Below are 20,769 nucleotides of genomic sequence, written 5' to 3' on the forward strand. Positions count from 1 at the left end.
CATTTCTCTCATACTACAGCCTCCCCTCTATATGCCTGATCTCCACTGCCACTCCTCTTCTTGATGCTACCATCTCCCAGCCGGACATCTTCGCCCGTCCCACCCCGAAGGCCTGCTCGCCGATGATGCTAACCTCATCCCCCGGCCGGATCTCTTCATCTGCGCCGACGACCCCTGGAGCGAGCAGCGAGCCACGGGGCAGGAAGTCGCCTATGGTTACGATGTATCTGCCCAGCGGCTCCAGGCGTTTTGCTCCCTCCATGGAGAGAGCCATGCTGCCGTTTATGGTCCAGGTGGCCAGAGGCCTTTTTTTCTCATCCTGAATCTCCCTGCCCTTCACCATTATCTTTCCCGCCAGCAGGGCATCGCCCGCGCCCTGGCCCAAATAGAAGTCGGCATGAGCCCGGTAACGCAATAGCCGCAGGTCCGGCAGGCGAGCTGCGTCGCGGCAGGCCTCTTTTACTGCTTTGGCGAGGCGGGATAGGTCTGAAGCACCGGTCCCCCCGCCGGTATAGATGGCATCCAGGCCCGACTCTCGCACTGTCTCCTCCAGCTCTCCCTCCAGGTGGGCGACTATTCTCGTATAGCGATTTCTTTTCAGGTAAGCCTCCAGGCAACCGATCAGCCAGGCCCTCTCCTCTCGATCCCAGCGGCCGGTGACCGGCACATCGTAGCTGGCAGCAGGATAAGCCTCCTCCAGTTCCCGCGGCACCAGGGCCAGGGGCGAGGTGAGTATCAGCTCATGCAGATAGCGCCTTGCGGGCCCGACGGCCTCGGCGAAGAGGCGGTGCGATCGGGAGGTGGAGTAGGGCTTCCTGGCAGAGCAGGGCAGGAGCAGCAGCACATCGCTCTGCGGGGCCTGATATCTCTCTAGAACCCTTTCTGCAAAGCGGGTGACCTCCACCCTCTGCAGGGATTCGGCGCAGTTGGCATAAAAGGTGCTGCGCCTGCTCGTGGGCGTCCTTTTCTCCAGATAGCATTGCTCCCCATCCAGCAGGCGCAGAGCAGCAGTCTGGCCGGGAGTCACCCTGACCTGGCGCTCAACATACTCTCTGATGCTCTGAGAGCGAACCGCCTCCCTGACCACCAGCAGCTCCTCCTCCAGCTTCAGCAGGTTATGGGCGGCGAATAGATCCCTCTCCTGGCCGGCGGCTCTCTTCTCTTCCTTTCCCTTCAGCTCGATGCTCTGGCAGTGGGAGCAGAGGCAAAAGAGCTCACTTTTCCCTTCCAGCTCCTTGGCAGTCCAGACACCATCACGGGTATGGTAGCGGCCCAATAGGCCATCTGCTATCATCCTGGTGCCATCAATAAGATCAACTCCCAGGTAGATCAGAAGGGCCAGATTGGCGGGCGTGGCCAGAGCAGGGGCATAAAGGGCACTATCTGGTGGGATCTTCTCCCTAACACTGATCGCCGCCTCCACCAGGTCCCGGGGATTTCTGAGGCTTCCAGCATTGCCCATTAAGTAGACATCGGCATCCTGGGGCGTCCTCTGGCTGAAAGGATAAACAAGCACGCCCTTCGGACCATCTAAATCCAGAGCTGGCAACTCCAGGGCCGGCTTGAGGTGCAGTGCTGAGGGAACATACGGCAAGATGGCCAGCTTTTTTTCATTCTTCAGCTCCTTCAAGCTCTCCTGAGCAGCTATGACCTCCTCCAGGGAGCCATAGCCAAAGACGCTCCCCACAGAGAGATAATCCTGGGGGATGATGATGCCGGGAGTGCTGATCTGCCTCTTCAGGAGGAGCCTTCCCATGCGGGCTGGGCCGTCGCGTCGGAGAACCTCGAAGTACCTGGTCATAGCTTGTATGCCTCGCTTGCAGATGCTGGATGTCTTGGAGTTGGAGCATTGATCTCAAACATATTATCAGCAGACAATGACTTAATCGTATAAAAAAGGGATTAGGGTCGTTTTTAACCCTATGGTAGCCGGCCACGGGGCTTGTCTGGATTGCTCTGGATTATTCGATCCTTATGCTGAACCTCGCCTCTGGATTGGCCGTCATCAGCTCTCTCATGTTCCTCTCCGCCTGCTCTTTGGCGGCGCTGTCGGCCTGCTCCGGCACCTCAGCATTAAAGGGATAGGTCTCAGCCAGCTCACGGGGGTAGGGCCCGAAGGGCGGCTTGTAGAGCAGCATGTTGTCGAAACGGGACGAGTCAGCAGCGGGATCGCTTGTGATCAGCACCTCACCCTCCAGGGAGATGCGACCGATCCTGCGGGCGTAGCGCAGTACCTCCGGGCGCAGACTGGCCTCCTGGCTGGTGTAAAAGAAGGTGGACTTGCTGGCTGTGTCCAGCCTCTCCAGCCACTCTCCATATGAGCCCAGCCTTTTCAGGCCATCCAGCATTCGGGGGTGGGAGCGGCAGCGTGCCTCAAGGAGATCCCAAAGCGAACCCTCGCGAATGCTCTGCCGGACGAGCTTGATCTCCTGCAGGGAGATGTAAAGGTTGTGGCGGGCCAGCTCTTTCGTCCTTTGTGGGCTGTCCATCAGCTCCTGGTGGGTGTATTTCTGGCAGACGGGACAGGAGCAGGGAAGATACTTCATCTCCGCCAGCTTCCTCGTTCCCTGGACGGTCAGATAGCGACCCTCTCGGGCATAGAGAGCATAGGCGGCGGAGTCGAAGAGGTCGCAGCCCATGGCAGCCGCCAGGGCAAAGATCATTGGATGTCCCGCTCCGAAGAGATGGACGGGAACTCCCGAGCCCAGGCCTTTCTTAGCAGCGACAACCACATCCACCAGATCCCTGAACCGGTAGGCCTCCATCAGAGGCACCACCCCACCCACAGGGCAAAGATCGAATCCGAGGCCCCGGGCAAACCTCCCCGCCCTCTCCCGCAGGTCGGGATAGGTCGATCCCTGGACCGGTCCGGCCAGCAGTACCTCTCTTTTCAGACTGGCTGCCTCCTGGAGCCTCATCTCCGTGGTATTCAGCTCCAATTCCGCCCTCTCCCTGGAGACATCAGGAGGGGTTGGTATGTCCAGGGGCACAGATATATCCGATTTTATGGCAAACTGAAAATCAAGTATCTCCAAAGGCAAGACATCGATATCGCCGTATACTGAGAGTTGAAAGGCTCCCGAGTCAGTCATTATCGGACCGGAGAAGCCCAGGAGATCGTGCAAGCCACGTTCTATTGCTTTGATTCTCAATTCTTGATCCTGGTTTATTATGTAGCTATTGGTGATAATCATCCCCGCACCCATCAGTCCCAGCTCCTCCGGAGGGATGAGGGGAAGATGGGGATTGACCACCGGCATTAGAAGAGGGGTCTCAACATTGCCATGGGGGGTGGAAAGCCGGCCGATCCTTCCGGCCAGATCCTTATGCAGTATCTCGAAGCGGTCCGGCATATCCTGCCCAACGCCAATAAGGAATAAATAGGTTGGGTCAGATCACCGGGAAGATGGGAAACTGAATAAAACAGGATGGATTAATATGAAAAATATAACTGCATTGATTGCTCTGATCAGCTTAACGGGTTTAACGGCTGCCCAGGGCAGCTTCCTGGGTGAGGGCTATAGCTCCAGTCAAACCGCCTTTTTCAATGAACCGAGCACATCGACCTTTGACCCCTTTGTGCAGACCTACTGGAGCAGATATGTTGCCGGCGAGCAGAACCAAAGCAGCATCAATTTGACAACTGAGATGGGCATGTGGATGAATCACTTCCCATTGCTGTTCAGCACCCCTCTGGATCTCAGGTCCACCAGCTTCAAGAGCAATGTTACCACCCAGGGCCTCAGTGAAAAGGATAAGAAGAGCCAGGCTCTGAAGACAGAGGTATACCGGGAATTGGGCCTGAATGAAGTCTCCTCATATAGAGCCGACTCCGGCATCCTTGACACCAGCAGTGGAACTGGCATGCCGGCAGTTGATGCCTCAGAGAAGGTGGTTGCTCAGAGTGTTATGTCCTTCTTCAACGTCTGAGATGAGAACAGATAAAACACAAAAATAGACGAACAGGAAAAGCTCTGCTTATTCCTGCACCACTAATTTCCTTTTCTGGAGGCGACTGTATACGGCAACAGTCCGCCGGCAAGGAGAATCATCCTCTGCCTTCCGGAGAGGTTCATCTTCAGAGCCAATGCTTGCTCGCTCTGTTCTACAAGGGCGAGGACGCTCTCATCCCCCTTCTCTAATGATCTGCGAATTGCAGGTATTCTGATTCTCGTATTTTCCGGGAGAATTTCCCAGTCCGACTCCTGTTCAAAGGTGAACGGCACTATGCCAAAGTTGACCAGGTTGGCGGCATGTATTCTTTCTATGGACTTGGCGATCACTCCCTTCACCCCCAGGTACATGGGACACATGGCGGCATGCTCTCGGGAGGAGCCCTGGCCGTAGCTAAGGCCGGCGACAATCAAATTGTGGCAGCCCTGATCGCGGAGAGAGGAGGCGCGAGAGGCGAAATCCCTGTCCAGCGGCTCGAAGACGAACTCAGCATATTTGGGAACATTGGAGCGGTACTTGAGTCTGGATCCAGCAGGCATGATGTGGTCAGTTGTTATCAGGTCTCCCACCCTTATGGTCACACATCCTGTTATATCCTCGGGCAGGGGTTGATTGACAGGAGGTTGGCCGATATTCGGGCCGCGGCAGATGGTGGTCCCTGCCCTCAGATCCGGTGCTGCCGGTGGGATGATCATCCGGTCATCGATATGGAAATGATCGGGCATCTGGACTGCTGGAAACTCCATGTCCAGCTCTCTTGGGTCGCTCAGCCTGCCGGTGAGGGCGGCAGCGGCAGCGACCACCGGGCTGGTCAGATAGACATTGGCGCTGGGGGTGCCGGATCGGCCCATAAAGTTGCGGTTGCTGGTGCGGACGGAGATGGAGTTGGTGCAGGGGGACATGCTGTTTCCGATACAAAATCCACATGAGGCCTCAAGTATCCTCGCCCCGAATTCTATCAGGTCGCCAAGGGCGCCGTTCTTTGCAATGGCGCCCAAGACCTGTCGCGATCCAGGGGCTATCCCTAAAGAAACACCTTCAGGAAGCTTCTTTCCCTTCACCATCCTGGCCACGGTCATCAAGTCCACATAAGAGGAGTTGGTACAGGAGCCGATCATCACCTGATCCACAGGAAGGTCCAGATCTCCAGCACGAACGATATTCCCCGGGCTGTGGGGGGCGGCTGCCAGGGGCTCGATCTGCTCCAGGTCGATCTCCAGGCTGCGGTCATAGAGGGCCTCTTTGTCTGCGACAAGGGGTTTCCATTGGCTCTCCCTCTCCTGAGCAGCCAGGAACCTTCTGGTCTGCAGGTCGCTGGGGAATATGGATGTGGTGACCCCCGTCTCTGCCCCCATATTGGTGATGGTTGCCCTCTCCGGCACCGTCAGGCTGGATATGCCATCGCCGGTATACTCGCAGACGAAGCCCACGTTCCCCTTCGTGCTCAGGATCTGCAGCACTTTTAGGGCCACATCTTTTGCTGTGGACCAGGGCTGGAGCTTGCCCGTAAGATGCAGCTCGATCACTCGGGGAGCTGTGAGGTAGTATGCTCCTCCTCCCATAGCGACGGCAACATCCAGCCCGCCCGCGCCCATGGCTAAGGAGCCCACTCCTCCTGCGGTGGGGGTGTGGCTGTCCGAGCCCAGAAGGGTCTTGCCCGGGCGGGCGAATCTCTCCAGGTGCACCTGGTGGCAGATGCCGTTTCCAGGGCGGGAGAAGTATATTCCATATCTCTTCGCGATGGACTCCAGGTAGGCATGGTCGTCAGCGTTCTCAAATCCCACCTGTATGGTATTGTGATCGACGTAGCTTACGGAAAGCTCTGTGGCGATGTCAGAGAGCCCCATGGACTCGAACTGAAGATAAGCCATGGTGCCAGTGGCATCCTGGGTCAGAGTCTGATCTATCTTTATGCCTATCTCTTCGTCCGGCTCGTAGGAGCCATCTACAAGGTGCTCTCGCAGGATCTTCTCCGTCAAGGTGTAGCCCATAAAAGACCTCCAGTTGATTCATCAATAAGCAGGTGTAGAGGATGATTATATCGATACTCGCAACTGTGATATTAATACTCGACGATGAGGTACTCGGCGATGGAGTGATTGATGATGGGGCAAAAAGGTTATATATCTCTGAGTTATTGGATGGGTTCGGCCCGCCTGAAAGGGCAGGGTTACAGGTCCTGTAGATGTTGGTTATAGGACCAATGATACAAGTTTGGTCTGAGGTTGTCCCTGCAACTTCTCCGCCTCAAAAATTCGAGGCCGGGGGAAAGAGTTAAATACCGCAGATGACTACCTTAATGGGCCGCTTAGGCATCGCATCCATAAGGCTGCGACCCTGAATCCATGATGGGTCGAATTCCATGATGCGATATACAGAATATGTGGAGACGCGAGCTTTTTCGTGTCTGACAATGGTCTTGGCGACTCAGCCAATTCCGATTGGTTCGGAACATAACGCATACTTCCTAGAGAATTCTGGTTGATCCTGCCAGAGGTTACTGCTATCGAGGTTCGACTAAGCCATGCGAGTCGAATGTAGCAATACATGGCGTACTGCTCAGTAACACGTGGACAACCTGCCCTTAGGACGGGTATAAACCCGGGAAACTGGGTATAATTCCCGATAGGTCTCGTCTGCTGGAATGCATCGAGATCCAAAGCTCCGGCGCCTAAGGATGGGTCTGCGGCCTATCAGGTAGTAGTGGGTGTAGCGTACCTACTAGCCTACGACGGGTACGGGTTGTGAGAGCAAGAGCCCGGAGATGGATTCTGAGACACGAATCCAGGCCCTACGGGGTGCAGCAGGCGCGAAAACTTTACAATGCTGGGAACAGCGATAAGGGAACCTCGAGTGCCAGGTTACAAATCTGGCTGTCGTGATGCCTAAAAAGCATTATATAGCAAGGGCCGGGCAAGACCGGTGCCAGCCGCCGCGGTAACACCGGCGGCTCGAGTGGTAACCGTTATTATTGGGTCTAAAGGGTCTGTAGCCGGCCGGATAAGTCTCTTGGGAAATCTGGCAGCTTAACTGTCAGGCTTTCAGGGGATACTGTCTGGCTCGAGGCCGGGAGAGGTGAGAGGTACTTCAGGGGTAGGGGTGAAATCTTGTAATCCTTGAAGGACCACCAGTGGCGAAGGCGTCTCACCAGAACGGACCTGACGGCAAGGGACGAAAGCTAGGGGCACGAACCGGATTAGATACCCGGGTAGTCCTAGCCGTAAACGATACTCGCTAGGTGTCGGCCACGGTGCGACCGTTGTCGGTGCCGTAGGGAAGCCGTGAAGCGAGCCACCTGGGAAGTACGGCCGCAAGGCTGAAACTTAAAGGAATTGGCGGGGGAGCACAACAACGGGTGGAGCTTGCGGTTTAATTGGATTCAACGCCGGAAATCTTACCGGGACCGACAGCAACATGAAGGCCAGGCTGAAGACTTTGCCGGATTAGCTGAGAGGTGGTGCATGGCCGTCGTCAGTTCGTACTGTGAAGCATCCTGTTAAGTCAGGCAACGAGCGAGACCCACGCCCACAGTTGCCAGCGTACTCTCCGGAGTGACGGGTACACTGTGGGGACCGCCGCTGCTAAAGCGGAGGAAGGAATGGGCAACGGTAGGTCAGTATGCCCCGAATATCCCGGGCCACACGCGAGCTACAATGGTTGGTACAATGGGTATCTACCCCGAAAGGGGACGGAAATCTCCTAAAACCAATCTTAGTTCGGATTGAGGGCTGCAACTCGCCCTCATGAAGCTGGAATCCGTAGTAATCGCGTTTCAACAGAACGCGGTGAATACGTCCCTGCTCCTTGCACACACCGCCCGTCAAACCACCCGAGTAGGGTCTGAATGAGAGCGCTTTCAATGGAGGCGTTCGAATTTGGGCTTTGCAAGGGGGGTTAAGTCGTAACAAGGTAGCCGTAGGGGAATCTGCGGCTGGATCACCTCCTAACGTTACGAGCATGCCAAATGGCATGCCTCTCTGAGCCAATCGGAAGCTGAAATGTCGATCAAGACCATGAAATAAGACAAATCTATCCAGCTAATTTGCAATCATCTGCTGGCCGTGATCTGGGGCTTGTAGCTCAGCTGGTAGAGCGCCGCCTTTGCAAGGCGGAGGCCCTGGGTCCGAATCCCAGCAAGTCCATTTGGGATATATGCACACATCGAGGCAGACTCGATGTGGAAGGGCGGAGGTCTGGCTCCCCGGCATGGGGGGCAGTCCTGCGATGCCGTGCACAAGCTTTGCGACCAGACGCTCACTGAGTTTAGTGGGGCATAAGCTGCTTATGCCAGCCAGGGGATGGCTCGGCTCAAGTGCTGATGAAGGACGTGCCAAGCTGCGATAAGCCTCGGCGAGGCGCATGGAGCCATTGAACCGAGGATCTCCTAATGGGAAATCCTGAGTCTTCGGACTCGATCCTCAAGGATCGGGAACGTCCCGGATTGAAACATCTTAGTAGGGACAGGAAGAGAAATCAACCGAGATACCGTCAGTAACGGCGAGTGAACGCGGTAGAGCCTAAACCGAATCCCGCAAGGGAGATGTGGTGTTATAAGCCTGGCCTGCAAGTTCTGACCTGGAAGGCGAAATGGCCTGGAATGGCCTGCCATAGAGTGTGAGAGCCACGTAGCCGTAACAGATCAGATCCTGGGCCTTGTCTTGAGTACTGTGCGTCGGAAATCGCGCGGGAATTTGGGGGTCACCAACCTCCAAGGCTAAATACAACTTGAGACCGATAGCGTATTAGTAGTGTGAACGAAAGCTGAAAAGTACCCCAGATAGGGAGGTGCAAAGAGCCTGAAACTGGCTGGCGATAGTGCGTTAGGGCGCCAAAGGATCTTTCTTTCGAAGGAAACGGTGGCAACGCCGCAGTACGAGAGAGACTGCCAGCGTTCTAACATGCGTTTTGAAGAACGAACCAGGGAGTGCATATTGGCGGCGAGGCTAATTCTGTCATAGAGGCAGCCGGAGCGAAAGCGACAAGCGCGCATGAGAAGAGGCGCGACGTATACAAGTGCGTGTAGTCGTCCGTATGCGACCCGAAGCCGGGCGATCTAGGCGTGGGCAGGTTGAAGCGTGGCGAAAGCTGCGTGGAGGACCGCTTGAGGTGTTGATATGCAAATCGCTCTCGTGACCTGCGTCTAGGGGTGAAAGTCCAATCGAGGTCGGGAATAGCTGGTTCCTCCCGAAACATATCGCAGTATGACCTGGTCTGAGATAGTCGGCGGAGTAGAGCACTGATTGGGGAAGCCGGACTCGAAAGGGTCTGTTCTTTTGTCAAACTCCAAAACCGCCGTCGTCGTAGACGACCAGCAGTCCGGGCTGGGGGGTAAGCTTCTAGTCCGTGAGGGAGACAACCCTGACCGTGGTTAAGGTCCCCAAATATCGGCCAAGTGTCAACACTTAAGGGAGTCCTGGGTCATAAACAACTGGGAGGTTAGCTTAGAAGCAGCTATCCTTTAAAGAGTGCGTAACAGCTCACCAGTCGAGATTCAGGGCCCCGAAAATGGACGGGGCTAAGCCGATTACCGATACCACGGAGCACCGCAAGGTGATCTAGTAGGGAGGCGCTCTGCGTGGGCAGAAGCATCTGCGTGAGCAGGTGTGGACCGCGTAGAGACGAAAATCCTGGTAGCAGTAGCAGCAAAGTCGGGTGAGAATCCCGATCGCCGTAAGGGCCAGGGTTCCTCGGCAATGTTCGTCAGCCGAGGGTTAGTCGGTCCTAAGACGTACCCTAATCGGAGTACGCCGAATGGGAAACAGGTTAATATTCCTGTACCTTTCAACATTAAAACTGACGCTTCCGGATATGTCAAGCGTCCTTGCCTGGGCGTTCAAGCGTGCAAGCCTGCGGAGAGCCGTAATGGCGAGAAACAGGCGAAAGCGTGATGACGTAAGTTGGCAAATTCCAGGAGCCCGTGAAAAGGGAGTTGAAAGTTCGTACCGAGATCCAACACTGGTGCCCCAAGCTGAGAAGGCTAAGGCGTTTCGGCATATGCTAGCTAAGGGAATTCGGCAAATTGGCCATGTAACTTCGGGATAAATGGTGCCTGCTTTGCAAAAAGCAGGTCGCAGTGACGAGGGGACTCTAACTGTCTAATAACAACATAGGTGATTGCGACTCCGTAAGGACTAGTACAATCACTGAATCCTGCCCAGTGCAGGTACCTGAAGACCCGGTTCAACGGGAAGAAGGGCCTGTTAACGGCGGGGGTAACTATGACCCTCTTAAGGTAGCGTAGTACCTTGCCGCTTAATTGGCGGCTCGCATGAATGGATCAATGAGAGTCCCACTGTCCCTAGCTGGTACCCGGTGAACCTTACATTCCAGTGCAGAGTCTGGAGACCCCTAATGGGAAGTGAAGACCCCGTGGAGCTTTACTGCAGCCTGCCGTTGGGTTGTGGTTCTGATTGTAGAGCATAGGTAGGAGACGTCGAAGCTCGGGCGCCAGTCCGAGTGGAGTCAACACTGGAATACTACCCTTTCAGAGCCGCTGCCCTAACTCTGAGAAGAGGACCTCGGTAGGTGGGCAGTTTGGGTGGGGCGCCACGCCCTTGAAAAGATATCAAGGGCGCCCTAAGGTTGACTCAGTTGGGTCGGAAACCCAACAAAGAGTGTAAAGGCATAAGTCAGCCTGATGTTACCTCGCATAGCAAGAGGTGACAAGACGAAAGTCGGGCTTAGCGAACCTCTCAGCTCTCTTGGTGAGAGCGTTAGATGACAGAAAAGCTACCCCGGGGATAACAGAGTCGTCACCGGCAAGAGCACATATCGACCCGGTGGCTTGCTACCTCGATGTCGGTTCTTTCCATCCTGGCCGTGCAGCAGCGGCCAAGGGTGAGGTTGTTCGCCTATTAAAGGAGATCGTGAGCTGGGTTTAGACCGTCGTGAGACAGGTCGGTTACTATCTGTTAGGGGTGTGTTGCGGTCTGAGGGCAAGTTGGTTTTAGTACGAGAGGAACAAACCAACGGCACCTCTGGTCTATCGGTTGTCTGGCAAGGCATGCCGAGCAGCTACGTGCTCGCGGATAAGGGCTGAAAGCATCTAAGCCCGAAACCGCACCCGAAAAGAGACCGCTTAGAGTACTCGTAAAAGACGAGTTTGATAGAGTCGGGGTGTACGCACCGAGGCAACGAGGTGTTCAGCTCGCAGCTACTAATAACTCTGCAGCGCTCCGCTAAACTCGGGCGAAATCTGTGTCGCAAAGCAAAAAAAGTGCACCATAACGAAGGGGATGCAGCAATATAGACTGCATCAAAGGTCAAATTTCGGTTCGACTCCGGACCTTCGAATCGAATATGGCGGCCAGAGCGGCGGGGCAACTCCTGAACCCATCCCGAACTCAGAAGATAAGCCCGTCCACGTTCCATACTGTACTCAGGTGCGAGAGCCCTCGGGAAATATGGATAGCTGCCATATTCACCTAAATTTCTTTTTGTAATGACATCATGAGCTTGGGCTCCCGAATTACTGCATTTCAAATCCCACTCAGTCATGCTGCACGGTCGATCGGGATACTGTGCGCCCGGAAAGGCCGTCAGCCGGAGAGCTGCCGTGCTCACCTAATATCTTTAATTATAGCTATACCTCGGGATGCGACAGACATTATACCATGCTGGATCCAGGTCTACCGAATTGGCTGCCATCAAGGGTCCATGCAACTATGCCGCCTCCCGCCCCAAGGGGAGCGAGCCCTCGGGAAATGACGGACACTCGCCCAAGTCGGAATCGAGGCTCCGTGATTACTGTGATCACCCTGCTATGCGTATTGGGCTATCATTTTGGCTTACTTTTTAAGCGCAGAGATGAACTCCTCCCTCTCAAGCCTGGCCTACTTCATGATAGAAATTAACGTGCCCTTCGCCAGCTCCGGATGATTAGGCACTGTTACTACCAGATTTTTCTCCTCATTCTATAGGTGAATGTGGCTGCCGGTCTGGCGATAGGCCAGGAAACCCAGGTGCTCCAGAGCCTTGATGGCTTCCTTAGCCGAGACTATTGGAAGCCTGGGCAAATCGCTCGACCTCTATGTCGAGAAATGAGAGCTTTCTCCCCTTTGGTGCCAGTTCGGGTCGTGAATCTACAATCGGCTGTTATTTATATAACCTATTCCTATATGCTACATGGGGTGTAGCAAAATGGGCAAAAGAGGTCCAAAGCCTCGATTCTTGGATGTAGCATGCCCGAATGAGCAGTGCAATCTATTTGGAATTGCTGGGAAAGGAAACGTCACTGTGTACGGAACTTACAAGATAAGCTCCGGCAAGGTCAGGAAATATATTTGCCACACATGTGGTACCAGATTCTGTGATAGAACTAACACTGCATTCTATGACACAAGAACAAACGAAGAAAAGATCAAGCTGGCTCTAAAAATGGCCATGCGTGGAATGAGTGTCTTAGGAATAGCTGAGATCCTTGAGTCAAAACCATCTACTGTAAGCACTTGGATCTCGAAAGCAGCAAAGCATAGTGAAAAAGTCAATGAAGTTGTCTTGAAGGATGTAGAGACCCCAAAGGTAGAGATGGACGAGGCATGGACTTTTGTGGGGAAAAAACACTACCCAGAGAAGGTGAATACGAAGATAAAGGAACTTGGATCTGGATAAGCATGGCTGCAAATTGCAGGTTGGTGCTTTCACATGTTATCGGTGAGCGATCTCAGGAAAATGCAGATCAGCTCGTTTCAAATACTGCCAAAAGACTCAGATCAATGCCGCTCTTTGTGACAGATGGATTAAGACTATATGCAGCAGCTCTTCGAAAGCAATATGGAAAACTACAGCCGTTCGCACCAACAGGCAAGCGAGGGCGACCTCGAAGTCCTAAATTAATCGTAGATGAACTATTACAATATGCTCAAGTCATTAAAATGAGGGTCAACGGTAGACTAAAAAAAGTGGTCAAGAGAATCATATTTGGCAAAAGATATAGACCACAAAATGATATCTACCAGCTACATTGAACGGCAAAACCTGACATGCAGACAAGATAATAACCGCATATCAAGGAAAACCATAGGTTTCTCTAAGGAGACTGCAGAATTGAATAACCAAATGACCCTATATTTCGCGCACTTCAACTACTGCCGAAAGCATCGTGCTCTAAAATATAGAAATGAGATGGGCATAACGAAGTTCAATAGTCCCGCGAAGCAAGCTGGCTTAATCGATCATGTCTGGAGCTTGCAGGAACTCTTGACTTTTCCATATTACAAAACTCAAACCCATTAGAGGCTCACGACCCGAATATCTGCATTCCAAGGATTTTCCAACTTTTCATATTCTTTAATCAATGGCGGAATAAAACTATAAATACGTCTAGCAATTTCATAGTCTTGAATGGTTCGGAATTTTGGAGCCGTTAATGTATTCGGATTAAATAAAGAGAAATCCGAAAAACCAATAGATATATGTCTATTAGGATTGTTTAATTGATCCAGGCTACTAAGTTCAGAAGCGATATTAACAAAATCCTTTCTGATACCTTCTCCAGATGTTGTCAATAGACAAAACCGAGTTTGCCTATGAATTCCTGGAAAAAGAGATTGACTATTCTCAAATTCGTATAAAGATGTTAGAGTTTTGCTACTTATCAATGTGCTAAAGAAATTGCTATTATTATTATCCGTTGCAATACCGCTAGGAATTACCAAACCTGACTGCCCATTATTAGAAACGATTTTCTGAGCCAACTCCGCAAAAAGAGCATATGTATTAAACTTTCCTGTTCCTGTCAATGGGTAACAACCGCTATTTCTGATGAACTTGCTTTCTTTCTCATGAGACATTTTATAATCCAACCATTGATTATATAAAATTGGATCTTCCTCACTAATATGTTTAATTATCATCTTTCTTTTGCTAGCGATGCGCAAATCTAGATCGGGGCGGTGCAAAGAGAAAAAAGGTATCTCCTCAATTTGAACCTTCTCCCAAGGAGGATTTCCAAGTACAACATCGAAACCACCCTCGGCGAAGACCTCAGGGAATTCTAAATACCAATGAAAGAACTTATGCTTATGGGCAAATTCCTCGATTTTTTTTATCATTGCGTCTGGGGGACATATATCCTCTGCTAATCCCATGATTACTTCGCTTGTCGGCACTTGATATCTATTGTCATTCAGCGGAACAAAGAAAGCAGCCGTCCATGCATCGGCCAGTAATTTCTTTCTACGTAAATACTCTGTATCCTTTAGCCTATGATATTCTTTGCACTTATCTACGACTCCTTCTGCAGTGTTCTCGACCATATCCGAAAGGCGAGAGAAATCATCCGCATAATCCATCAGGGCTTTCTCGCTCCATCTAAACAGAGTTACTCCTTTTGCTATACGTTGTTTCTTATTAATATCCTTAAAGTGCTTAGAGATCTTCTTATCATCTCCAGTTACAGCCTTAAATGCTTCATCAGGAACTCCCTTTGCGATAAGCTCCGGCGTAGCCCCTATCAGGCTATTGCCACACTTGACATGGTGGTCCAGAAAATTGAGTGGCTTGTCCTTGACCATGGCATTGATCCAGAGGGATACTTTGGTCAGCTCAACAGCCATAGGATTAAGATCGACTCCGTAGATGCAGCTCTGCAGGACATCTCTCTTGGCCTCCTGAATAGCATCATCATCTGGCACTGTCGGCTCCGTTCTTACCCTGGCCAACTCCAGAGCCAGACGGTTGCAGGCCGCAATTAGAAAAGCCCCGCTGCCGCTGGTCATATCGCAGACCTTGATGGATAGAATTGCCCTCTCCCTGACTTCCTTGCCCGAGCCTGCACTATTGAGCCGCTCTGCCAGGACCGGCTCCAAGGCGCTCTTAATCAGCTCCTGCACAAGATCGGGATGGGTATAATAGCTGCCTGTGGTCTTCCTGGCTGAGCCCCTGGGATCAAGGATGAAGCTGTTGGCGGGATAGGAAATGCCCTCTATCTCCTCCGGCTGGTCAGTGATGCGGGGCGCAAAGTCCAGCAGGCTCTCATAGATAGAGCCTATCTCCTCCACATTGATCTCCGAGTAGTTGATCCTTCGGGCTGTGCCGTCAATCTCTGTGAGAGTGAGAAAGCGAATGGCCTCCAGCAGGTCCGAGTTCTTGCAGCCGAACCGGCTGGTATATTCTTCTCCAGATGTCTCGAAAAGCATCCCGTTGTAGGGATAAATCCCCAGCTCGGGAACTCCCTTCCAGATCATCCGGAAGGTGTTCTGCAGGCCAATCCACAGGTCCTTATGGCCATCCTCTTTGCTGTGCCTCGCTGCCCTCTCTCTCAAGGCAGAGAGGCTATACTCCTCTAGGTAGAGATTATTGCCTGAAGATCCACCCAACATCCCCCGCTGCTCGGCATAGAGCAGAAATATGATGCGGTATATGGTCTTGAGAATCTCTTCATAAAATCTGTGGCACTTGTCCTGGTCACCCCTGAGCTCTGATACGAACGCCGCGTCGAGAAAGCCATTGCCTAGGGTGTTGATGGCCGAGATCACGCTCCTCCTGAGGCCAGCACCGACCTTTTCCCCCACCGCCTGGTTATGATTGAAGTACTCTTCCAGATAGATCTCGCCTGACTCGGACGGCATGAACCTGCTGGCATGAGCCAGCCGGTATAGAGCATGGAAATCGCTATAGGAGCGGGTTAAAAAGATAGCCTCTAAATCGAACTCGATGTAGCCCTTGGTGTAGGTGTGGTGATAGTCTCTCAGGAGCCGCAGATAAAGGCCGTTAGTGACCAGTCCCCACTTATCCCCATGGACATTGAGATAAGCCTGAAGAGCGTCATGGGGGCAGGGCTGCCCTTTCTCAGGTCGCTCATCCAGGTCCTGGGCAGGCGGGACAATATGAACTACGGGAGGCTTGCCGTTATCCGGGGACTCTATCCATCCCCTGTGGGAGAACCTGAACTTCATGGAGTCGCTAATCTCGATGTGCTTAGGAGTGGAGACGGGCTCAAACCCCAGAGCCTCCAAGAGTGGCATAGTCCAGCGGCGCCTAGCATCAGCCGCATCCATACTTTGAAGCTTGCCATAGCCATAGAGATCCCAACGCTCCAGCATCTCCTTCCAAGCCCTTGATATCCGAAGCTTGTACTCCTTTTTATCAAGAGCGGCAACAGACTTCGACCAGGGAACCCGGAAGGTCTTAGGCGCAACAAGTGGATGAGATATGGATTCTTCCCTCATCAGTGCTATGAAATGCTCTGACAGAAGCCCTCCCGAGTAGTTGATGTTCTCTAGCTCTTTGTTCTTGATCCTCATCTGCTGGCACCCCCTGGAACAGCCGGATAATAGATGGTCACAGAGAGCATATCAGTCGATGCCTGTGATACGTCATCAAGCCCCTCCAGCCAGTGTTGGTCGGACTCATCGAACTTCTCCTTTAGTTCGGCACGCTCCTGTTTTATGGCCTCAAGCCTTTTCTCCAGACGGCTTTGCAGAACTGGCAGGTAAACCCCAGGATCAATGGCTTTCTTAAGGTGAGGCAGTATCTCCTCACGTGTACGCCTCATGGGCATGGGCCTGGACCTCCAGATAGCCTCGAGCTCTCTGGCATCAAGCGAATTTGAGCCGGTCAGATCGCAGGCCACGGGCAAAATCTCCTCGATAATCCCTGCTGGCTTAGTGTCTACTGTGAACCTGGCCAGGAAATGGTAAAGGAGTGTGACCTTCTGGACGGCAGCAGTGGAAATAGCAGCCGTCCTACCATATCCTGCCGTCTTTCCCTCAAAGACAAACTGTCGGACCAGCTCTATGGCCCTGCGAACAATGGGATGGCCTGCGTTAAGCTGGACAATATCTTTATTCTGAAGAGCTAACTTGGGATCGAATGTCGCCCTCTTGATCTCTCTATCCTGGCCAGGAATAACAAGCTGAGAGTTCTTGAAATTGATATTCAATGTGTTTTCGAAGTCATGGTTTTCTTCTACGGCGCAGCCCAAATTCCAGAAGGCATTAAGAACCAGATTGCGAAAATCCTCTTCGCTGCCTATCAGCTCTTCCGTCTCCTTCATCCGTTTACGCACCTCGGAAAAATCGACATCCGATTGGCCATAGAAGCTCTCCGCTTTTATTCTTTCAATGGTCTCTTCATCGAAGGGATTGATCTGCTCATGGCTCCTGCGATCTTCACCAAAATCTATCAGATTCTTCTGGACAGATGGAACCTCGATGCCCTGCTCTCGGATTATGTCGATAACATTGGCATCATCCCCAAAGAAGGGTGGAGAGAAGCCAAACTCCTCTCGAATGCGCCTGGCCTTCTCCACCAGCACCTTGAGAATGGTAGCATCCAAGGTATCGCTCATAACCAGGGTTCTTATGTGCACCTGGGGAACCTTCTGGCCGTATCTGTCGATCCTGCCATTTCTCTGTTCCAGGCGGTTGGGATTCCAGGGGAGCTCATAATGGACCATAATGTTGGCCATATGCTGGAGATTGATTCCCTCGCTGATACAGTCGGTGGCGATAAGGATTCCTATTTGCAGCCTTTGGAACTCATTGAGTCGCTCTTTCCGCTGCGCCTCGTTGAGCTCGCCGTAAACAGTCATTATCTTTATGTCAGACTTGGACTTTGGAAGCCTCTGGGGAATCTCTCTTTCCAAATAATCCAGAGTATCCTTATAGCGAGTGAATATGATTATCTTGGCAGGCCCATAATATCCGGATATGGCTTGGCTCAGAAAATCTCGGGTCAGCTTTCTTAGCTTGCTGTCCTTGGCGGGCGTGATCTTTTCAGCTAAAGGCACCAGTTTTTCCAGCTCAGCCAGTTCCTCTTTGTTGGCCTCAAGCGATCCAAAGACGTTCCTGTCTGCTTTATAATACGCTTCCTCATCGGTCTCATCATCACCCAAGTCTTCATCCAGGACTGTAGCCTTGGCTTGCTCGAAGGTCAGGCTCGCCTGGTCCTCGGACTCCGCACTTTTTATCTTGGAAAGCAGCTTCTCTCTGCGGTTCTTGAGGGACTGACGTAGAGCGGCAGGAGAGGAGATCCCTCTTTTGTGCAGGTGCATCACAGTCCATTTAGCAGTTATTTGGGTCTTATAGGAACCCCCTTCTGCCGAATCAAGGATCTTCGTTCCATAGTTGCTTAGGGTTCGAAGGATCTGCTTCTCTTCATCAAAAACCAGGTCTACCAACACTTCTTCTTGCATTCTTTCTGGAAACGGATTCTCTTCCTCGGAATGTTCCTTGAACCAATCCTCGACATCCTTTCTCCTCCGCTGGCAGATATATTCTCTGGCGAGCTCTCGATTGATCCTAGGCTCGTTGAAGGAGCCGGAGACCATATTGCCATCCAGCATTCGAAGCAAGCTGGCATAGGAGTCGGTATAGCCATTGTGGGGAGTGGCCGTAAGGAAAAGAAGATGCTTGGCCCTGGCTGACAGTTCACGGACGAAATCGTATCGCTCCATGGAGACGCTCTGATTCTCTCCGCTCTGGTGAGGCTTGGCAGCAAGATGAGCCTCATCTACTATTACCAGATCCCAGGGAATCTCCAGGACCTGATGTCTTATGGGATCCTTCTTCACGTAGTCTATGGATGCAACAAGGCAGCGATAATGCTCCCAGGGGCTCGCCCCAGGAGGGAGCTGGCGCTCCAGAACTCTGCGGTGCATAGATGAAATAACTTTTGCATCGATGTGAAAGAAGTACTCCAGGGCCTCACGCCATTGATCACGAAGATTTCGAGGGCAGACCACGAGTATTCTGGAGACTAGGTTTCTGGCCATAAGCTCGGATACGATCAGGCCGGCCTCAATGGTTTTTCCCAGACCCACATCATCAGCAATCAACATCCTGACCCTATTGCTCTTCTTAAGGGCCATGACTACTGGCACAATCTGGTAATTGGTAGGGATGACGCTGCTGCGCTGAAGGCTCAATAGAGGGGCGGCTCCATGAAGCATAGAATAACGATAGGCTTGGATCAGGAGCTTATTTGAAGCTGGATCGCCCAACATTTCTGGGTTTGGCGACTCGATATTGGCTTTGCGAATAGACTCAAAAGGAAGGAAGAATCGCCTCTGTTCGATCTCTCCCCCCTCAATATTGGTAGCTGCAAGAATGTTTGCATCAAGAGAGTCCACACGCCACAAGCGGCTGCGGAGTTCCACGATGTCTCCTACTTTTGCATCCAAGACCTACACCAATAAAAGATTGGCGAGAGAGTATTAAGGGATGACGGTGCAGCCTCCTGTCAGAAGCCGCTTCATAATCAATTTTTTACTTCTCTCTCGCCAGACTCACATCCATTCCCTACTCCTCTCAAGATCCACCTGATATCCATCCCCAGCTCGATCCTCTTAACGCCAGTGTTCATGGTGCTGCGAAGGCCCCAAGGCGTGATCTGGTAGCGGGCCAGATATCAGCCAGCTTTTCGTGTAGCCTTATGATGGTGCTATCCTGGATCAATACGTCTTCGAAAGGCGATAGCCGATCACAGAGGGTTCGATTGGGCTCTTGAGCCAGGCGTTCGAGGCCATGAGATACACATTCGCGGAGAAAGGTTACCAGTTCAGGGGTAAAGCGATAGTACCAGCTGCTATCACTCAAAATCAGATTCGAAGCGGACTCATAGTTGCGCTTCAGACCAGCAAGGGTTCGCTGCAGAAATGTCCCATAACCTATAGCCAGCGTCCAGAACATGATAACAGGATCGATCTTACGCTCGCGCTTGATTAGTCCTGTCTCTTTTGCTTTTTCTCTGAGCCATTCCGGTGGAAATAGCTCACAAAGCGTCCGCTCAATCAGATTTTTGTCATCGAATGAATATTGCCTGGGCACCTCAATCTACTCCCCTTCAGATCTGAGAGAGTCTCTATAATATTTATATGTTATTAACCAGGCTATCTTTAATCTCATATAACTTGGATTGCATCAAAAAAGAGGGTTGCTATAGAAAGCAAGCCTTAACCGATGACGTATGGCAGCAATTCTGGATAGGATTACCCACCGCGCGCTGATACTGAACATGAACGGAGAGAGTTTCCACAGAAAGTAGCGAGACGTGAACTTAGACTCTATGAGTCATGTTAGTCGTCTAAGGGGGTCGAAATCGGATCGGCGCGGGGGGTCAAATTTGGACCGGCGGATACAACTTTTGGATGATGATCACTGTCCTGGTACAGCATGCCAAACATCCGAGTGCCATTTGCATATTAAATCAAGGCACCATTCGGGGCCATAACTAAATAGTAATAATTGTACTAGAAAATAGTTGTATTAAATAATCGAGGGATAAGACATGATCGAAGCTGCATTAGCTGGTCAACTGGCTGGTATTCTGGCACCTTTTTTGCCTAAACTCATGGATACTGCAGCTGCCGGTGGCATGAAGGTCTTGGAGTCTGCAGCCGAGAAAGCCGGTGAAGCCGCCTGGGACAAAGCAGTTAGAGTGTGGAATATTCTCAGACCAGAGGTAAAGAAGGATCCGGAGGTTGACAGGGCCATACAGGATGTGGCAAAAAATGCCGAAGATCCTGACGCCAAGGTTGCTCTATCCTGGCAGCTGAAGAAGCTGACTCTTCCGCTTGAGACGCTAGCCGAGCTCCAGAAGATAGTTGCCGAAAGCAGGAGCGAGGTTCGCATCACCTCTGCCGACCGCGGAGGCGTGGCCGTCGGAGGCAGTGTATCGGGCAGCACGATCACCGCAGGTTATCACGAAAGCAGTAAGAAGTCTGAGTCATAGATGTCAGCAGAATCCCTAATCGAGGCGTTGAAGCGCCTAGAGTCAGGCCTGACCGAGCCAGATGATCTAAATGAGCTGCAACAGGCTGTGGCTTCGGGCAATATCGATTATCGAATTGGGTGAGATTATAGCAGTATCCTG

At 52.1% G+C, this 20,769-nt stretch carries 9 protein-coding genes, 1 tRNA gene, 3 rRNA genes and 2 pseudogenes; 8 read left to right on the forward strand and 7 right to left on the reverse strand.

Annotation, left to right across the window (positions count from 1 at the left end; genetic code table 11):
* Positions 1-13: 13 nt before the first annotated feature.
* Together arcS and tgtA are read right to left on the reverse strand one after the other, a co-directional pair.
* Positions 14-1,801, reverse strand: a complete 1,788-nt coding sequence (gene arcS / locus IPI63_RS11885) for an archaeosine synthase subunit alpha (RefSeq protein ID WP_292478621.1) — start codon at positions 1,799-1,801, stop codon at positions 14-16.
* Positions 1,802-1,961: 160 nt separating this feature from the next.
* Positions 1,962-3,353, reverse strand: a complete 1,392-nt coding sequence (tgtA, locus tag IPI63_RS11890; protein WP_292478622.1) for a tRNA guanosine(15) transglycosylase TgtA — start codon at positions 3,351-3,353, stop codon at positions 1,962-1,964.
* Positions 3,354-3,438: 85 nt separating this feature from the next.
* On the opposite strand from tgtA, the gene IPI63_RS11895 reads away from it, so the two are divergent.
* On the forward strand, positions 3,439-3,930 hold the full coding sequence (locus tag IPI63_RS11895) for a hypothetical protein (protein ID WP_292478623.1): 492 nt from the start codon (positions 3,439-3,441) through the stop codon (positions 3,928-3,930).
* A 62-nt stretch (positions 3,931-3,992) separates the two neighbouring features.
* On the opposite strand, the gene IPI63_RS11900 is transcribed toward IPI63_RS11895, so the two are convergent.
* Positions 3,993-5,945: an aconitate hydratase gene (locus IPI63_RS11900; protein WP_292478624.1), complete on the reverse strand. Its 1,953-nt coding sequence runs from the start codon at positions 5,943-5,945 to the stop codon at positions 3,993-3,995.
* A gap of 41 nt (positions 5,946-5,986) precedes the next feature.
* Between IPI63_RS11900 and IPI63_RS11905 the strand changes: the two genes are divergently transcribed.
* The 5 genes from IPI63_RS11905 (at position 5,987) to rrf (ending at position 11,374) form a co-directional block, all read left to right on the forward strand.
* Complete coding sequence (locus IPI63_RS11905) at positions 5,987-6,139, forward strand: hypothetical protein (RefSeq protein WP_292478625.1); 153 nt, start codon at positions 5,987-5,989, stop codon at positions 6,137-6,139.
* 289 nt (positions 6,140-6,428) lie between these two features.
* Positions 6,429-7,899 (forward strand): 16S ribosomal RNA (locus tag IPI63_RS11910).
* A gap of 124 nt (positions 7,900-8,023) precedes the next feature.
* Positions 8,024-8,096, forward strand: a tRNA-Ala gene (locus IPI63_RS11915).
* Between the two features lie 130 nt (positions 8,097-8,226).
* A 23S ribosomal RNA gene (locus IPI63_RS11920) occupies positions 8,227-11,131 on the forward strand.
* A 121-nt stretch (positions 11,132-11,252) separates the two neighbouring features.
* A 5S ribosomal RNA gene (gene rrf / locus IPI63_RS11925) occupies positions 11,253-11,374 on the forward strand.
* The 16S, 23S and 5S rRNA genes sit together here with 1 tRNA gene alongside, the layout of an rRNA operon.
* 493 nt (positions 11,375-11,867) lie before the next feature.
* Here the strand turns inward: rrf and IPI63_RS11930 are convergent.
* Complete coding sequence (locus IPI63_RS11930; protein WP_214065299.1) at positions 11,868-11,969, reverse strand: type II toxin-antitoxin system HicA family toxin; 102 nt, start codon at positions 11,967-11,969, stop codon at positions 11,868-11,870.
* A 124-nt stretch (positions 11,970-12,093) separates the two neighbouring features.
* On the opposite strand from IPI63_RS11930, the pseudogene IPI63_RS11935 reads away from it, so the two are divergent.
* Positions 12,094-13,188, forward strand: a pseudogene (locus IPI63_RS11935) (IS1 family transposase).
* On the opposite strand, the gene IPI63_RS11940 reads toward IPI63_RS11935, so the two are convergent.
* The 3 genes and pseudogenes from IPI63_RS11940 to IPI63_RS11950 all read right to left on the reverse strand — a co-directional run.
* Positions 13,185-16,199: an Eco57I restriction-modification methylase domain-containing protein gene (locus IPI63_RS11940; RefSeq protein ID WP_292478626.1), complete on the reverse strand. Its 3,015-nt coding sequence runs from the start codon at positions 16,197-16,199 to the stop codon at positions 13,185-13,187. The pseudogene IPI63_RS11935 and the gene IPI63_RS11940 sit on opposite strands and share 4 nt — an antisense overlap.
* Positions 16,196-18,901, reverse strand: a complete 2,706-nt coding sequence (locus IPI63_RS11945) for a helicase-related protein (protein WP_292478627.1) — start codon at positions 18,899-18,901, stop codon at positions 16,196-16,198. Before IPI63_RS11945 ends, IPI63_RS11940 begins: the two co-directional genes overlap by 4 nt.
* A gap of 379 nt (positions 18,902-19,280) precedes the next feature.
* Positions 19,281-19,691, reverse strand: a pseudogene (locus IPI63_RS11950) (IS4 family transposase); the annotation flags it as partial.
* A gap of 493 nt (positions 19,692-20,184) precedes the next feature.
* Between IPI63_RS11950 and IPI63_RS11955 the strand changes: the two are divergent.
* On the forward strand, positions 20,185-20,628 hold the full coding sequence (locus IPI63_RS11955) for a hypothetical protein (protein WP_292478629.1): 444 nt from the start codon (positions 20,185-20,187) through the stop codon (positions 20,626-20,628).
* Positions 20,629-20,769: the final 141 nt, after the last annotated feature.

The sequence above is a fragment of the Methanothrix sp. genome (genome assembly GCF_016706325.1).
Taxonomy (GTDB): domain Archaea; phylum Halobacteriota; class Methanosarcinia; order Methanotrichales; family Methanotrichaceae; genus Methanothrix.

What these genes read in the sequence shown, in the direction of transcription:
- arcS (WP_292478621.1), bottom strand. Translation starts at nt 1,801, where the DNA reads ATGACCAGGTACTTCGAGGTTCTCCGACGCGACGGCCCAGCCCGCATG.
- tgtA (WP_292478622.1), bottom strand. Translation starts at nt 3,353, where the DNA reads ATGCCGGACCGCTTCGAGATACTGCATAAGGATCTGGCCGGAAGGATC.
- IPI63_RS11895 (WP_292478623.1), top strand. Translation starts at nt 3,439, where the DNA reads ATGAAAAATATAACTGCATTGATTGCTCTGATCAGCTTAACGGGTTTA.
- IPI63_RS11900 (WP_292478624.1), bottom strand. Translation starts at nt 5,945, where the DNA reads ATGGGCTACACCTTGACGGAGAAGATCCTGCGAGAGCACCTTGTAGAT.
- IPI63_RS11905 (WP_292478625.1), top strand. Translation starts at nt 5,987, where the DNA reads ATGATTATATCGATACTCGCAACTGTGATATTAATACTCGACGATGAG.
- IPI63_RS11940 (WP_292478626.1), bottom strand. Translation starts at nt 16,199, where the DNA reads ATGAGGATCAAGAACAAAGAGCTAGAGAACATCAACTACTCGGGAGGG.
- IPI63_RS11945 (WP_292478627.1), bottom strand. Translation starts at nt 18,901, where the DNA reads ATGTTGGGCGATCCAGCTTCAAATAAGCTCCTGATCCAAGCCTATCGT.
- IPI63_RS11955 (WP_292478629.1), top strand. Translation starts at nt 20,185, where the DNA reads ATGATCGAAGCTGCATTAGCTGGTCAACTGGCTGGTATTCTGGCACCT.